Origin of the sequence: Pseudarthrobacter humi (genome assembly GCF_024294965.1) — a bacterium.
Lineage (GTDB): Bacteria > Actinomycetota > Actinomycetes > Actinomycetales > Micrococcaceae > Arthrobacter > Arthrobacter humi.
In genome coordinates, this window is the sequence record NZ_JANCLV010000002.1 from 87,769 (window position 1) to 101,357 (window position 13,589).

Genomic DNA, 13,589 nt, shown 5'->3' on the forward strand with positions numbered 1-13,589 from the left:
CCTAGGCGTCCCCGCCCGCAACATCCTCAGGCACAACATTCTCGGGCGCACCATTCCGGGGGGCAGTTTTTTCGGACGCACCGTTGCCCGGCGCGAATACCAGGACAGGCTTGGCAAAGTTTCCGGAGTCCGCCAGGAGCGCGACGAGGCTGCCGTCCGGAGCGAACGCTGCCGCGGGGTGCTCCGTGGTGGCAGCCTCGGGATCTCCTGCTTCAGATCCCGCCGCGATCCGGCGTCCGAAGGAAATCTCGGTGGCCTCCTCCGCTGTGAGTTCGCGGTTAGGCATCAGTGCCCGGGCAGCCTGGGACATCTCCAGGACATTCAGCTCCTCGGCCAGCTGTTCCAACGTCCGGGCCTGGTCCAGCGAGTACGGGCCAACATGGGTCCGGCGGAGGGCGGTCAGGTGGCCGCCCACTCCCAGCCCGTCGCCGAGGTCACGGGCGAGGGCACGGATGTAGGTGCCGGAGGAGCATTCCACGGTGACATCGATGTCCACCACGTCGCCGCCGGCTTCCCGGTTAATGGAGTGAACTTCGAAACGGTGGATGGTGACCGGGCGCGCCGCGAGCTTTACCTCTTCACCGGAGCGGACCCGGGCGTAGGCGCGTTCACCGTTGACTTTAATGGCGCTGACGCTGCTGGGCACCTGCTGGATTTCACCCGTGAGGGCTGCGACGCCGTCGTGGATTGCTTCATCAGCGACGGCGGCGGCACTGACGGCGGCAATCACGTCACCTTCGGCGTCGTCCGTGATGGTGGACTGGCCCAGCCGGATGGTTGCCGTATAGGTCTTGGACGTGCCCACGATGTAGGTCAGGAGCCGGGTGGCCTTGTTGATGCCAACCACCAGGACGCCGGTAGCCATGGGATCGAGGGTGCCGGCGTGCCCCACTTTCCGGGTCCCGGCGAGACGCCGCATCCGACCAACCACATCATGGCTGGTCCATCCCTGCGGTTTGTCCACTATCACCAGTCCAGAAAGCACGCTTCCCAGTATATCGGCGCTGGCCACCGCCCCTGCCCACGTGCCCTGCCCGCAACCCCGGCGGCTAGGATGGCATCCATGCCTGAGCTTGCGGCGCACGCGCGCGACGTCCCCGTCAACCAGATCCGCGAAATCACCGAGGCCGCCTGGCATACCCCCGGGGCGGTAGTCCTGAGCATCGGCGAGCCGGGCTTCGCGCTCCCCCGCCACATCCTGGAAGCCGGCATGGCGTGCCTCGACCGGGACGAGACCAACTACACGCCTAACGCCGGCATCCCGGCCCTCCGTGAAGCGTTCGCCGCCAGGTTCCGTGAACGCGCCGGACTTAGCACCAGCCTTGGTGCGGAGCGGGTGTACGTGGTGGACGGCGCGCAGCAGGGCCTGCACTTCGCCATGAGCCTTCTGCTCTCCCCCGGTGACGAGGTCCTGATTCCCAATCCCGGCTACCCCACATTTGCCATGACCAGCCGGCTCCTGAATGCCGTGCCGGTGGACTACCCGCTGTATCCCGAGCATGACTTCCAGCCGCGGATCCGGGACATTGAGGCGCTCATCACGGACCGGACCCGGGTGCTCATCCTGAACTCCCCGTCCAACCCGCTGGGCGCCGTCCTCAGCGAGGACGTGACCCGGCAGCTTGTGGACCTTGCCCGTAAGCACGATCTCTGGATCATTGCCGACGAATGCTACGAGGCCTTCACCTACGACGTCCCCCACATCAGCCCGGCCCGGTTCGACAGCGACGTTCCCGGCGAGGCGCGGGTGTTCACGTCACTGACTCTCTCCAAGACGTACGGCCTGACCGGGCTGAGGATCGGCGCCCTGGTCTGTCCCCCGGGGCTGGAACAGACGATGAACAACGTGATGGAGGCGATTGTCTCCTGCGTCGCCTCCCCGTCGCAGTATGCAGCGCTGGCGGCGCTGACAGGCCCGCAGGATTACGTCGCGCACGCCCAGGACCACTACCGGGCCAACCGGGACGCTGCCTCAGCTGTGCTGGACGCGAAAGGAATCCCGTACCTGAGTGCCCAGGGAGCATTCTATCTTTGGGCCGATGTCTCCCATGTCAGCGGCGGGGACGTCCGGAGCTGGACCCGCCGGTTCCTCGCCGATTCCGGCGTCGCGTTCGCGCCGGGAACTGCGTTTGGCTCCATTGGCGAAGGCTGGGTACGGATCGCGCTGTGCGGTACCCGCAACGACTTGGTGGAGGGTATCGGCAGGCTGCCGAAGCGGGTCGGGTAATCCCGGAAGCCTAGGCGTGGCTCGCGCCCAGCACCCCATCCACCCAGGACCGTAACACCGCAGCAGGTGCCGCCCCGGCCTGTCTGGCAAGTACCCTTCCGCCGTCGATGATCATCAATGTGGGGATGGCCTGGATATCGAACCGGCTGGATAGTCGCGGGGACTGGTCAACGTTAACCTTGACCAGCTTGATCCGGCCGGCCCGTTCAGTGGCCAACGTGTCCAGCACCGGACTCACCGTCCGGCACGGGCCACACCATTCTGCCCAGAAGTCAACCAGCACAGGGACCGGCGACTGCTCGGCCACGACCGCGAAGTCATCGTCCGCAGCGGCTGTAATCCAGGGAAGGCCCTGCTTGCAGTTTCCGCACCGCGGCCGGCCGGACGCGGCGGCCGGGACGCGATTGGTCTTTCCACAGGTCGGGCACGTGATCAGTCCAGTTTCCATAAGGAGCCTCCGGCTCAGTATCTCTCTCGCGTCGCGTTGCTACGCCACGCCTCAAACGGAGCGTCCGATGCCGGAATCGCCTCGTGTGCCACAGGCAGGAGTTCCGGACGGGTGCCGTTGAAGTACTCGTAAAACACGGCGTCGTCGAAACCGGCCGCGGCTGCACCATGGCGGTCAGCCGCAAAATAGACTCGATCGATCCGCGCCCACAGCGCGGCTGACAGGCACAGCGGGCACGGCTCGCAGCTGGTGTAGAGCACGGCCCCGCTCAGGTCGAACGTCGCCCCCGCACTTGCTGCAGCTCGGATTGCCACCACTTCTGCATGGGCCGTGGGGTCGTTGTCCCGGGTGACCCGGTTGATGCCTTCATGGACCCGCCCATCCGGGGTCACCACCAGCGCACCGAACGGCCCGCCACCGTCGGAGACGTTCCGGACAGCCAGCTCAATGGCCTGTTCCAGGTATCGGGTGGCCTCGTGGTTGTCGCTCGCCTGCGTCATAACTAGATCCTAGCCATGACCCAGGTTTTCCGGTTCAAAATAGGGGGCCCATTAGGGGGAAATGCCGTCGACGTCATTGCTTTCGCGGGACTAACCTAGCGCCGGGGGCAGTTCGGATCGCTTGACTTGGTCTCAGGCCAGGCCCCGGCGACGGGGTGCACGTCAACTCCGGAGGATCCAATGAACAAGAAGTTTCCGATCGTCGCGTGCCTGGCAGCAGCGGCGATGATCATCCCCGTCGCGCCCGCCACAGCTACGCAGAAGCCGTCCGGACCCGAAACCCTGGCGGAGCACCTGATGACGCCGTTGAGCCTGGCCCTGGGTCCCGGCAAGAGCGTCCTCGTCACACAGAACTTTGCGGGCACGCTGGACCGCGTCGAGGACGCCGGGCAAACGACCAACGTTTACACGAATGCGGGCTGGGACGTTGGCGGTGTTGAGACACGGGGCACCACCACGTTTTTCGTCGAAAGCGTCGGGGGAGGCGGCGGAGATCCCACAGCGCTGGCCGGCTATCTGAAGTCAATCGACAGGCGCGGGGAGGTCAGGACCATTGTGGACCTCGCGACCTACGAGCGTCGGAACAACCCGGACGGATTCCAGGACTACGGCTTCGGGTCCGACGTGTCCGACGAGTGCCTGGCCCAAATTACGGCGCCGTTCCCGCCGGCACAGTACTCCGGGGCGGTCGACTCACACCCCTATGCCACAGCGGTTCACGGCAATACCGTCTTCGTGGCCGACGCCGGGATGAATGCCATCCTCAAGGTCAACGCCGCCACCGGGGAGACTTCCACCCTCGCGGTCCTGCCTCCGCGTGCGGCGGAAGCCACTGCAAAGGCTGCCGCGGCTGTTGGCTTCCCGTCCTGCGTTGTCGGACACGACTACGCATTTGAACCGGTGCCCACGGATGTAGAGATCGGCCCCGACGGCTGGCTGTACGTCTCGTCGCTGCCGGGCGGTCCGGAGGATCCTTCCCTGGGCCACCGCGGTGCCATCTTCCGGGTCAATCCATGGACCGGGGGGATCCACCTGTGGGCCGATGAGATCCTGAGCCCCACCGGCATCGCCGTATCCGGCAGTGGGGATGTCTACGCAGCTTCGATGTTCGGCAATGAGATCGTCAGGATCGACGCCTTGACCCGCGAACAGTCACAGTTCCTGGCCGTCGATGGTCCTGCCGCGGTGGAGCTGCGAGGGAAAACCCTCCATGCCACAGCCGGTTTCAGCTTCGCTGACCTCACCGCGGGAACGGTCCTGAAGGCCAGCATCCGGTAGGAAACGCAAGGGAACATCCCGCGGACGAAAAAGACCCGGACCCAACTTCGGGTCCGGGCCTTCTTCGCGTGACGCTACTTGTTGGCGTCTTCGTCGAGGTCTTCGTCGTCGGTGAGGTCAATATCCTCTTCGTCGAAGTCGTCCTCATCGATCTCCACATCGGCGGGAATGTCGCTCTTGTAGGGGTCGGCCTCGCCGGCGTGCTTGGCGTTTTCGGCCAGGGCGGCCACCTCGGCGTCGCGTTTCTTGGCGGCCCGGAGCAGGTCCTCCAGGTTTGAGGCAACGACGGGGATCTGGTCCGCCACAAATTCCAGCGTCGGCGTCAGGCGGACGGTCACGTTACGCCCCACCTCCTGGCGGAGCACACCCTTGGCCTTCTCCAGGCCCTTGGCAGCATCGGCCTGGATGGCCTGGTCGCCGAAAACGGTGTAATAGATCGTGGCATGCTGCAGATCATTGGTCACCCGGGCATCGGTAACAGTAATGCCTTCCAGCCGGGGATCCTTAACCTTCCGGCCCAAAGCCTCAGCAACAACAACCTTAATCCGCTGCGCCAACTTGGCAGCCCGTGCGGGATCAGCCATGACATCCTCCTGGATAGAAATAGAAATTTTGGGGGCGCAAAGGTGACGTTGGCACCCACGCGCGCAGCGATTGAGGGGGCCCGGGAGTGGCATCGGGCCTGCCGGAGACGGACGGCCAACGATCGTAGATCGCTGGCCGTCCGTCGTAGGGGCGGGGCCCCTCAATCGCGAAGTGCTTGGGCGGGGCCGCCGGAAAAATCCAACGCCCCCGACCCGTCAAGCTAACAACAACTTAGACGCGCGGCTTTTCGCGCATCTCGAAGGTCTCGATGATGTCGCCCTCGGTGATGTCGTTGAACGAACCAAGACCGATACCACACTCGAAGTCCGTGCGGACCTCAGTGGCATCGTCCTTGAAGCGCTTGAGCGTCTCAACGGTGAGGTTGTCACCGATGATCTTGCCGTCGCGGCTGATGCGGGCCTTCGTGTTGCGTCGGATGATGCCCGAGCGAACGATGGAACCGGCGATGTTTCCGAACTTGGAAGAGCGGAAGACTTCGCGGACCTCGGCGGTGCCCAGCTGGACCTCTTCGTACTCCGGCTTGAGCATGCCCTTGAGGGCCATCTCGATGTCATCGATTGCTGCGTAGATGACGGAGTAGAAGCGCATGTCCACGCCTTCGCGGTCTGCCAGTTCGGCAACCCGCTCGGCAGGCTTGACGTTGAAGCCGATGATAACGGCACTGTCGACCGTTGCCAGGTTGACGTCGTTCTGCGTGATAGCACCAACGCCGCGGTGGATGACGCGCAGCTGCACGCCTTCGCCGACGTCGATCTTGAGCAGTGCGTCTTCGAGGGCTTCCACGGCACCGGACACGTCACCCTTGAGGATGAGGTTGAGGGTGTCGATCTTGCCGTCGGCCACGGCCTGGTCGAAGTCTTCCAGGCTGATGCGCTTGCGGCGCTTGGCGAGGGCGGCGTTGCGGTCGGCTGCTTCACGCTTCTCGGCGATCTGGCGGGCGGTGCGCTCGTCAGCGGTCACAAAGAAGGTGTCGCCGGCGCGCGGCACGTTGGACAGACCCAGAACCTGCACGGGGCGGGACGGGCCGGCCTCGGTCAGGACACTGCCGTCGTCGTCGAACATGGCGCGGACGCGGCCGTGAGCCGTACCGGCCACGATCGTGTCACCGACACGCAGGGTGCCGGACTGCACCAGGACGGTGGCCACGGAACCGCGGCCCTTGTCCAGGTTGGCTTCGATCGCGATACCGCGGGCGTCCTTGTTCGGGTTGGCGCGCATGTCCAAGGCAGCGTCCGCGGTGAGCAGGACAGCCTCGAGCAGCTCGTCAATGTTGAGGTTCTGGCGGGCAGAGACCTCCACGAACATGGTGTCGCCACCGTATTCTTCGGGAACCAGGCCGTACTCGGTCAGCTGGCCGCGGACCTTCTCCGGGTTGGCGCCTTCCTTGTCGATCTTGTTCACAGCCACCACGATCGGCACATTTGCTGCCTGCGCGTGATTGAGTGCCTCAACGGTCTGCGGCATTACGCCGTCGTCCGCTGCGACCACCAGGATGGCGATGTCGGTGACCTTCGCACCACGGGCACGCATGGCGGTGAACGCCTCGTGGCCCGGAGTATCGATGAAGGTGATCTTACGATCGATGTCTTCGTGGGTGTGCGTGACCTGGTAAGCACCGATGTGCTGCGTGATGCCGCCGTGTTCGCCCGCCATAACGTCGGACTTGCGGATGGCATCGAGCAGGCGGGTTTTACCGTGGTCAACGTGGCCCATAACGGTGACAACCGGAGGACGTGCCTCGAGGTCTTCGTCGCCTTCGGCTTCGAGTTCTGCTTCGAAGTCGATGTCGAAGCCGGAGAGCAGCTCGCGCTCCTCGTCCTCCGGCGACACAACCTGGAGCTTGTAGCCAAGCTCCTCGCCGAGCAGTGCGAAGGTCTCTTCATCCAGCGACTGCGTGGCCGTGGCCATTTCGCCGAGGTGGAAGAGGACCGTCACCAGTGCTGCGGGGTTTGCCTCGATCTTGTCGGCGAAGTCCGTGATGGACGAGCCACGGCGAAGCCGGACTACGGTGTTGCCGTCGCCGCGGGGTACGCTCACGCCACCCAGCGACGGGGCACTCATCTGCTCGAGTTCCTGGCGCTTGGCACGCTTTGACTTGCGCTGCTTGCCGCGGCCTGCGCCGCCCTTGCCGAAAGCACCCTGGGTGCCACCGCGACCGCGGCCACCCTTGCCGAAGCCACCGCCGGCCGGAGCGCCGCCACCGGCACCCGGTGCGCCACCGGTGCCTGGAGCGCCACCCGGACGTCCCGGACCACGGGCGCCGCCACCGGGACGCCCTGCACCAGCGGGTGCGGGACGCTCAGTGCGGTTGGGCATCATGCCCGGAGTAGGCCGGTTTCCACCGGCGCCCGCGGGACGGGGTGCACCCGGACGGGGTCCACCTGAGCCAGCAGCCGGACGGGGGCCACCAGCGCCGGCCGCGGGACGCGGACCACCCGGACGGGGGCCGCCTGCACCGGCAGCGGGACGCGGACCACCCGGACGGTCGCCGTCGGGACGGCCACCGGCGCGGGGCATGCCCTGCGAAGGAGCGAACGGGTTGTTGCCCGGACGGGGAGCACGCTCTCCGTCGCCACCGCGGCCCCGGGGCATGCCCTGGGACGTGGCAAACGGGTTGTTGCCCGGACGGGGACCGCCGGGACGCGGTGCGGAGCCGCCCTGCGAACCACCCTGTGTTGATCCGCCGGAGCGGGTCGGTGCGGCCGGGGCTTCAGCCTTCGGTGCAGGACGGGCACCGGGCTTGGCGCCGGTGGACGGTGCGCTTGCGGCCGGGGCTGACGCAACCGGTGCTGCGGCAGGTGCTGCCGGAGCTGCCGGAGCTGCAGAAACGGCAGCAGGTGCAGCCGGAGCCGCAGCAGCTGGTGCCGCCGGGACTGAAGGAGCTGCGGGGCCCGGAGCAGGTGCTGCGGGTCGTGTGTCGGCCGACGGGGCAGGCGCCTTGGGCGCGGCTGCCGGAGCTGCGGTCTTGGCAGCTGCGTCGGGGTAGGCGTTGCGGAGTTTCCGCACCACCGGGGCCTCAATGGTTGAAGAGGCGGAGCGAACGAATTCGCCCAGTTCCTGCAGTTTGGTTACTGCATCTTTGGAAGTAATACCGAGCTCTTTAGCAAGCTCGTGTACGCGGACCTTGGCCACATTTCTCCTGTCTCGGTCCGCACCGAGCCAGGCACGAACCGTCTACTTCTTACTGCGGGCCCCAGCCGCGGTTGCAACTACAGGGCCCATTGCAGAGCGCAACAAAGTTGTCATCGTTGCGCACTCATCGCTGGGAACTCATCGGGTTTCCATCAGTTTTCTGACCCGCTTTCAGGTTGGACGGTTTTTGCTGCATCTGCCACAGGCATTTGCTGAGGTACCTGCAACGGGCCGGCGTCCTGCTTGCCTGCCATGATCCGGCGTTCGACGGCGGTGGACCCGGTTGCGCCGTTGAGGGCCCTTCCGAATGCTCGCCGCTTGACCGCCAGGGCCAGGCACGCTTCGCTGGGGTGCAGCCATGCACCCCTGCCAGCCATCCGGCGTCGTTCGTCTACCAGCACTGCGGTGGAACCGCTGCCTTCGGCGACGAGCCGGAGTAACTCAGACCGCGGTGCCTGCTTCCGGCATCCGATGCAGGTACGCTGCGGTTGATCCTCGGTGTGAAGCACTTCTGCCACGGTGAGTATCTTCCTGACGTTCATAACTGCCGGCCCTGAGGCCCCACCCGCATCGGCGGAACGGGAATTCTCAGGGCACACGAATACCGGCCGTTAGGCGCGGTCATGTCTATTCTAGCCCCTCGGGGCAGTTCTGCCCGAAACCGGGGCTTCGGCCGACGGCATCCGCCGCCGGCCGCCGCCCCGGAACCGGATCAGCTTTCGCGCGCCGGGGCAGCGTCCGAGACGATATCGATTCGCCAGCCCGTCAGCTTGGCCGCCAGCCGGGCGTTCTGGCCCTCTTTGCCGATGGCCAGCGAGAGCTGGTAGTCCGGGACCACCACACGCGCGGAGCGGGTGGCCTCGTCCACGATGGTGACCGAATTCACACGCGAGGGGGAAAGTGCACTGGCAATAAACGTTGCCGGATCCTCACTGAAGTCGACGATGTCGATTTTTTCGTCGTTCAGTTCCGTCATAACGGCGCGGACGCGGGAACCCATTTCGCCGATGCACGCGCCCTTGGCGTTGATGCCTTGGGTGTGGGCCTTGACCGCGATCTTGGTACGGTGGCCGGCTTCGCGGGCCAGTGCCACGATCTCCACGGAGCGGTCCGCGATCTCCGGGACCTCCAGTTCAAAGAGCTTCCGGACGAGGCCCGGGTGTGAACGGGACAGGGTGACGGACGGGCCCTTGGTGCCGCGGTGGACGTCGATAACGATGGCGCGGAGCCGGTTGCCGTGGATGTACTTCTCCCCCGGCACCTGTTCGGGCGGCGGCAGCAGGGCCTCCACCGAACCCAGGTTGACCTGGATCATGTGCGGGTTGTTGCCCTGCTGGATCAGGCCGGCCACAAGTTCACCCTCGCGGCCCTTGAACTCACCCAGGATGGCGTCGTCCTCGACGTCACGCAGGCGCTGCAGGATGATCTGGCGAGCGGTGCTCGCCGCGATCCGGCCGAAGCCGGCAGGTGTGTCCTCGAACTCGCCGATGGGGGCGCCGTCGTCGTCGATCTCCACTGCCCAGATGGTTACGTGGCCGCTCTTGCGGTCCAGCTCGGCCCGGGCCTTCTCGAAGGCGCCCGGCGATTTGTGGTAGGCCACCAGGAGCGCCTGCTCGATGGTGGGGATCAGGAGGTCCAGCGGAATTTCGCGCTCACGCTCCAGGAGTCTCAGCGCGCTCATGTCAATATCCATCAGGCCTCCTCAGAAGGTCCATTGTGCTCAGGTTCCAGACCAGCTTCTTCGAGGTGGCTGAATTCGATCTCGACTTTTCCGTTACGGATCCTGTCGAAAGGAAGAATCTGGGGCTCGCCCTGCTTGGGCTTCATGCCCTTCTTGACGGCGATCTCCGGGATGATAGTGACGCCGGAATCGTCCACGGACTGGACCCTGCCGGTGACGTTTTCGCCCTGGATGACGTTGACCTTGACCATACGGCCCCGGGCACGGTGCCAGTGCCGGACTTCGGTGAGGGGACGCGCGACGCCCGGGGAGGAAACCTCGAGGTCGTAGGGGCGCCCGTCGTCTGCGGGATCATTGTCCAGGACGTCGGAGAGGACCCTGGAGATGTCCGCGATGACATCGAGGTTTACGCCGCCGGTTTCCTCCTGCGGCAGGTCAACCACCACATGGACCACGCGGTGTGAACCGGCCAGGATGGACACGTCCTCAAGGTACAGGCGGTTGGCCTGGACCGCCGGTTCCAGCAGCGCCCGGAGCCTGACGGCTTCGGGATTGTTGGCGGGCGCAGCAACAGCGGTACCCGTTCCGGTAGCGTCTGATGAAGTCGTGGCTTCTGCATTACTCACGATGCCGGCCGCCTTCCGATAGATGATGTTGTGACTACTAGCCTAACGATTTTCCGGCCACAGTGGTGCACGAAGGTTCGCATCAGGCGTGAGAACATGGTCTGTTGTGAAAGACGACACGCAGGAATCCGGCCGCCGCAGGCGTTATTTCCAGTACGCCGTTTTTGCGCTGGCCGCCCTTCTGGTGGTGAGCCTCGGATTGGTGCTCATCCCCCGCGAACCGTCCCCGCCTGCGGCGCCGCCGTTTTCCGAGCAGGCAAGGGCATCCGCGTTGGCGGATTCCCTGACCCTCAGGGCCTCTGGCCTGGACCTCGAAGGCGCTGCCGGCGCCACCGCGCCGGCCCCACAAGCGGCCGCACTGGCCCGGATTGTGACTTTGCTGACTGTCCATGCCCGGGCGTTGATGCTGCCGGCTGACGCGGCCGGCGATCCTGCGCTGGTCGGCGAGGCTGCTGCCCCCGTCCCTGCCCCGTCCACGGCGCTGGCCACCGTCACGCCGCCGTCCACCACCGCGGACTTCGCCGCTGCCCTCCAGGCAAGCGGGGCACAGCGGCTCCACGATGCCGAAACGGCCGACGGCGGCATGGCCCGCCTTCTCGCCGGCACCGGAACTGCCCAGCTTCTGGCTGCAGAGGACTTGGCCTCGGCGACCGGAATCGCGTTGGCTGCACTTCCGGGCTCCGACCCGTCCTCCCCCGCATCGCCGGCGCCCACCCTGCCTGTTTCGGCCTCAGTAGCCGCCGGCTGTGACAGCGAAGCAGCAGACCCCGCCGCCGGCACTGGCGTGGACCTCGGCTCGGCCTTGGCCTCGGCCGTGCAGGGCGAGCTGGAACTGGTCTACGCGTACCAGGCCGCGCTGACCAGGCTTGACTCCGGGTCCGCTGCTCCGGCGTCGACCTTCCTGACCCAGCACGGCGTCCTCCGCGGCGAGGCGGAGGCCATGGTCAGGTCCCGCTGCGCCACGGTACCCCCGAGGCAGCCCGGCTATGTCCTGAGCCAGGCGTTCCTGGCCGACCCTGCAGATGGGCTGGGAACCCTGGAGGCGGCGACGCTTCCGGTGCTTGGCGACGTGGTGGCGCTCAGCGCGGGGCGCGAACGTTTATGGGCACTCTCGGCACTTCAGTCGGCGGCCCGGCGGACCGTCCATTGGCGTGCGTCGCCAGGCCCGGTCCCCGGCATGGTCCTGGACGAAGCACTCCTGCCGCCACTGCCGGAGCCTGTATCAACTCCGCAGACTTCCGCAACCAGCGCTCCCGGTGATTCGTAGCCAAGGCGCGGCACACTGGCCAGGCGCAGGCACTAATGCTTTGCTGGAGGCATGGACAGTGCCGGAGCCCCCGCCCTTCATGAGAATGAGCCCCACCAAAACGACGTCGCCCAGCGCCTGAACTGGCTGCGAGCCGGCGTGCTGGGTGCCAATGACGGCATCGTCTCGGTGGCCGCAATCGTGGTGGGCGTCGCCGGTGTCACCACCCAATCCGGACCGATCCTCGTCGCCGGCACGGCCGGCCTGGTGGGTGGAGCGGTATCCATGGCCCTGGGCGAGTACGTGTCCGTCAGCAGCCAGAAGGACAGCCAGCGGGCCCTGATCGAAAAGGAACGCCTGGAACTGCAGGAACAGCCGGAGGAAGAGCTCGAGGAACTCGCGGCGATCTACCAGGGCAAGGGGCTGAGCCTGGACACAGCAAGGAAAGTAGCGCGGGAGCTGACGGCCCACGATGCCCTGGGCGCACACCTCTCCGCCGAACTGAACATCGACGAAACAGACATCGTCAGTCCGTGGCACGCCGCCATTGCTTCGGCGGCTGCATTCGTCATCGGCGCCATCCTGCCGATGGCCGCCATCCTGCTGCCACCGGAGAACATCCGGGTCCCCCTGACGTTCGCGGCCGTACTGGCGGCCCTCGCTGCCACCGGGGCGCTGGGCGCCTGGATCGGTGGCGGTTCGAAGCTGCGGGCCGCCGCCAGGGTGGTAGTGGGCGGGGCTTTGGCCTTGGCTGCCACGTTCTCGATCGGCAACCTGCTTGGCGCAAGCGGCGTCCTGTGAGTGTCCAGATTGGCGTGCCGATCCCGCCAGCCCTCAGCAGGCGTTACAGCCACAGCAGCGCGGGACGGGCTTGGCTTTCCTCCCTCCCGGGACTGGTGCAGGGGCGGCTGGAGCATTGGGAACTGACTGTTGACCTGGAAGCCGGCGCCCTCCCTTGGCATGGCCACGGCGGCGTGGTGGTTCCAGTCCGCCGGACGGACGGGACCCCGGCGGCACTCAAAATCGCGTTTCCCCACGATGAGGCACGGGTGGAACGCCATGCGCTGGCGCTGTGGGGCGGGTCAGGCGCCGTCCGGCTGTTGGAATCCGACGCCGGGACGTGCGCCATGCTGCTGGAGCGGCTAAATCCGGACTACTCGCTCCAGACCCTTCCGCTGGATCAAGCGGCGGTGGCGTGGGGCGGCACCATGCGGCAGTTGGGCCTGGTGCCGGACGGCCGGCCGCAGTGGCAGGAGTTCGATCACATCGCCGGGCGGGCCGAACAGTGGAGTGATGACCTGCCGGCCGACTGGGAACAGCAGGGCCGCCCATTCCCACGCTGGCTACTGGAGGCGGCCCTGGAAGTCTGCCAGACCCGCGGCGCCGTTGGCCGCCGCTCGGGCCGCGATGTCCTGGTCCATACGGACCTGCATTTCCTGAACATCCTGGCCCGGCCCCACACCAGCAGCGGAGGACTGCCCGGGGAAGCCTTCGTCGCCATCGACCCGCAGCCCATGATCGGCGAACCGGAGTTCGCGGTGGCACCGCTGCTGTGGAACCGCCTCGGCGACCTGCCCCGGAGCGATCCGGCCGGAGGGTTGAGGCGGCGGTGCCAGGACTTCAGCGCCGCGGCCGGCCTCGACGCCGAAGCTGCGCGCCAGTGGGCCGTGGCACGCGAAGTGGAGAACGCCCTCTGCTACGCGTCCTTGCCGCGCCACCAGGGAGATCTGGCCCGGTCACTCTGGGTGGCCAGCACCCTTGCCGGGCGGACCCTCGATGGTCTCCCGTCGGCGCATGCCCTGCCTGAGCCGGGCCAGGGCGACAGCTGAGCGACGGGGGCCTCCC

General features: G+C 66.5%; 13 protein-coding genes. 5 read left to right on the top strand and 8 right to left on the bottom strand.

The annotated features are described in order from the left end of the window. Position 1: 1 nt before the first annotated feature. The gene (gene truB, locus NFC73_RS03445; RefSeq protein WP_254747653.1) at positions 2-985 is read right to left on the bottom strand and encodes a tRNA pseudouridine(55) synthase TruB; all 984 of its coding nucleotides are present in this window, start codon (positions 983-985) and stop codon (positions 2-4) included. Between the two features lie 78 nt (positions 986-1,063). On the opposite strand from truB, the gene NFC73_RS03450 reads away from it, so the two are divergent. Further along, the gene (locus NFC73_RS03450) at positions 1,064-2,227 is read left to right on the top strand and encodes a pyridoxal phosphate-dependent aminotransferase (RefSeq protein WP_254747654.1); all 1,164 of its coding nucleotides are present in this window, start codon (positions 1,064-1,066) and stop codon (positions 2,225-2,227) included. Positions 2,228-2,237: 10 nt separating this feature from the next. Here the strand turns inward: NFC73_RS03450 and trxA are convergent, their stop codons facing one another. Beyond that, complete coding sequence (gene trxA / locus NFC73_RS03455) at positions 2,238-2,675, bottom strand: thioredoxin (RefSeq protein WP_254747656.1); 438 nt, start codon at positions 2,673-2,675, stop codon at positions 2,238-2,240. 14 nt (positions 2,676-2,689) lie between these two features. Beyond that, positions 2,690-3,175 carry a nucleoside deaminase gene (locus tag NFC73_RS03460; RefSeq protein WP_254747658.1) on the bottom strand — a complete coding sequence of 162 codons (486 nt, stop codon included), beginning with the start codon at positions 3,173-3,175 and terminating at the stop codon, positions 2,690-2,692. Between the two features lie 180 nt (positions 3,176-3,355). Here NFC73_RS03460 and NFC73_RS03465 point away from each other — a divergent pair, with 180 nt between their 5' ends. Further along, positions 3,356-4,453 (top strand): ScyD/ScyE family protein, encoded by a 1,098-nt coding sequence (locus tag NFC73_RS03465; RefSeq protein WP_254747660.1) that lies wholly within the window; start codon positions 3,356-3,358, stop codon positions 4,451-4,453. 74 nt (positions 4,454-4,527) lie between these two features. Here NFC73_RS03465 and rbfA read toward each other — a convergent pair whose 3' ends face one another. From rbfA to rimP, 5 genes are all read right to left on the bottom strand, one after another. Beyond that, positions 4,528-5,037 carry a 30S ribosome-binding factor RbfA gene (gene rbfA, locus NFC73_RS03470; protein ID WP_254747662.1) on the bottom strand — a complete coding sequence of 170 codons (510 nt, stop codon included), beginning with the start codon at positions 5,035-5,037 and terminating at the stop codon, positions 4,528-4,530. Positions 5,038-5,269: 232 nt separating this feature from the next. After that, complete coding sequence (infB, locus tag NFC73_RS03475) at positions 5,270-8,191, bottom strand: translation initiation factor IF-2 (RefSeq protein WP_254747664.1); 2,922 nt, start codon at positions 8,189-8,191, stop codon at positions 5,270-5,272. Positions 8,192-8,343: 152 nt separating this feature from the next. Next, positions 8,344-8,733, bottom strand: a complete 390-nt coding sequence (locus tag NFC73_RS03480; RefSeq protein ID WP_254747666.1) for a YlxR family protein — start codon at positions 8,731-8,733, stop codon at positions 8,344-8,346. A gap of 170 nt (positions 8,734-8,903) precedes the next feature. Continuing rightward, entirely contained in the window at positions 8,904-9,884 is a 981-nt protein-coding gene (gene nusA, locus NFC73_RS03485; RefSeq protein ID WP_058929500.1) for a transcription termination factor NusA, read from the bottom strand. Further along, entirely contained in the window at positions 9,884-10,498 is a 615-nt protein-coding gene (gene rimP, locus NFC73_RS03490) for a ribosome maturation factor RimP (protein ID WP_104063108.1), read from the bottom strand. The genes nusA and rimP overlap by 1 nt, the downstream gene beginning before the upstream one ends. Positions 10,499-10,604: 106 nt before the next feature. Here rimP and NFC73_RS03495 point away from each other — a divergent pair, with 106 nt between their 5' ends. From NFC73_RS03495 to NFC73_RS03505, 3 genes are read left to right on the top strand one after another with little or no spacing between them, the layout of a single operon-like run. Beyond that, positions 10,605-11,765 carry a DUF4439 domain-containing protein gene (locus NFC73_RS03495; protein WP_254747668.1) on the top strand — a complete coding sequence of 387 codons (1,161 nt, stop codon included), beginning with the start codon at positions 10,605-10,607 and terminating at the stop codon, positions 11,763-11,765. Positions 11,766-11,816: 51 nt separating this feature from the next. After that, positions 11,817-12,545 carry a VIT1/CCC1 transporter family protein gene (locus tag NFC73_RS03500; RefSeq protein WP_254747670.1) on the top strand — a complete coding sequence of 243 codons (729 nt, stop codon included), beginning with the start codon at positions 11,817-11,819 and terminating at the stop codon, positions 12,543-12,545. After that, entirely contained in the window at positions 12,542-13,573 is a 1,032-nt protein-coding gene (locus tag NFC73_RS03505; protein ID WP_254747672.1) for an aminoglycoside phosphotransferase family protein, read from the top strand. Before NFC73_RS03500 ends, NFC73_RS03505 begins: the two co-directional genes overlap by 4 nt. Positions 13,574-13,589 lie beyond the last annotated feature (16 nt).

Excerpts from the sequence above, each read along its gene's own strand:
- NFC73_RS03450 (WP_254747654.1), top strand. The coding sequence starts at position 1,064 with ATGCCTGAGCTTGCGGCGCACGCGCGCGACGTCCCCGTCAACCAGATC.
- trxA (WP_254747656.1), bottom strand. The coding sequence starts at position 2,675 with ATGGAAACTGGACTGATCACGTGCCCGACCTGTGGAAAGACCAATCGC.
- NFC73_RS03460 (WP_254747658.1), bottom strand. The coding sequence starts at position 3,175 with ATGACGCAGGCGAGCGACAACCACGAGGCCACCCGATACCTGGAACAG.
- NFC73_RS03465 (WP_254747660.1), top strand. The coding sequence starts at position 3,356 with ATGAACAAGAAGTTTCCGATCGTCGCGTGCCTGGCAGCAGCGGCGATG.
- rbfA (WP_254747662.1), bottom strand. The coding sequence starts at position 5,037 with ATGGCTGATCCCGCACGGGCTGCCAAGTTGGCGCAGCGGATTAAGGTT.
- NFC73_RS03480 (WP_254747666.1), bottom strand. The coding sequence starts at position 8,733 with ATGAACGTCAGGAAGATACTCACCGTGGCAGAAGTGCTTCACACCGAG.
- nusA (WP_058929500.1), bottom strand. The coding sequence starts at position 9,884 with ATGGATATTGACATGAGCGCGCTGAGACTCCTGGAGCGTGAGCGCGAA.
- NFC73_RS03500 (WP_254747670.1), top strand. The coding sequence starts at position 11,817 with ATGGACAGTGCCGGAGCCCCCGCCCTTCATGAGAATGAGCCCCACCAA.